Origin of the sequence: Parafrankia soli (genome assembly GCF_001854695.1) — a bacterium.
GTDB lineage: Bacteria > Actinomycetota > Actinomycetes > Frankiales > Frankiaceae > Parafrankia > Parafrankia soli.
The window spans coordinates 1-1,265 of sequence record NZ_MAXA01000179.1; the positions used below are offsets into that span (position 1 = coordinate 1).

General features: G+C 68.0%; 1 protein-coding gene. It reads right to left on the reverse strand.

The window, feature by feature from the left end; genetic code table 11:
• Nucleotides 1-1,265 (reverse strand): aldehyde dehydrogenase family protein (locus BBK14_RS14555; protein WP_071062864.1); only part of this gene is annotated, 1,265 nt, incomplete at both ends.

Below are 1,265 nucleotides of genomic sequence, written 5' to 3' on the forward strand. Positions count from 1 at the left end.
TTCCTGGCCAGCCGATGTGCCTTGGAGATGTCGCGAGTCCAGATGCCTGCGGCGAGGCCGAACTCGGAGTTGTTCGCCACGCCCGCCGGACCCTCCTCGGCGCGGAACGGCATGGCGGCCACCACCGGGCCGAAGATCTCCTCGCGGACCACACTCATTCCTTCGTGCACGTCCACCAGCACGGTGGGCTCCACGTAGTAGCCGGAGTCACCGATACGCGACCCACCGGTCAGTACCCGCGCACCATCGGCCCTGCCTTGGTCGAGGTAGCCGGTCACACGGTCCAGCTGCTCCCGCGAGACCAGCGGCCCGAGCTGCGAGGACGGATCCATGCCCGGCCCGACCTTCACGCCGGCGGCGAACTCGGCGACCCCCGCCGTGAACTCGGCGAAGATCGAGTCCTCGACAAAGAGCCTGGTGCCCGCTACACAGCACTGGCCATGGTTGAACAGCCAGGCGTTGGCCGAACCGGCGATAGCCGACTCGATGTCGGCGTCGGCGTACACGATGTTCGGGCTCTTGCCGCCGAGCTCGAGCGAGATCTTCTTCAGATTTCCCCGCGCCACGTCGACGATCTTCTTGCCGACCTCGGTCGAGCCGGTGAAGGCGACCTTGTCCACGTCGTCGTGCGCGGCCAGCGCGGCGCCGGCGTCACCGAAACCGGTGACGATGTTGACCACGCCTGGTGGGAAGTCCAGCTCGGTGAAGACCTCGCCGAGCAGCAACGCGGTCAGCGGGGTCTGCTCGGCAGGCTTGAGCACCACGGTGTTGCCTGCCGCCAGCGCGGGTGCGATCTTCCACGAGGCCATCAGCAGCGGGAAGTTCCACGGGATGATCTGGCCGCACACGCCGATCGGCTCACGCAGCGTGTAAGCGTGCCATTCGGTGCCCGGCATCCACGGCACCGAAGGCGTCACCGTGCTTCCCTCGATCTTGGTGGCCCACCCGGCGTAATAGTGGAAGACGTTGGCGGCCCAGACGACGTCCACGCCCTCCGCTATCGCGGCCGACTTACCGTTGTCGATCGACTCCAGCTGCCCGAACTCCTTGGCGCGGGCCAGCAGAGCGTCACCGACCTTCCACAGCAGCGACTGGCGCTGCGACGGCGTGAAACGGCTCCACGGACCGTCGTACGCCCGACGCGCGGCGGCAACGGCGAGGTCGATGTCGGCCGCCGTGCCGTGCGCGACATCGGTAATCTTCTCCCCGCTGGCGGGGTCGTGCGTCGGGAACRTGCGTCCCGACTGGGCCGGCCGCCACTCGCC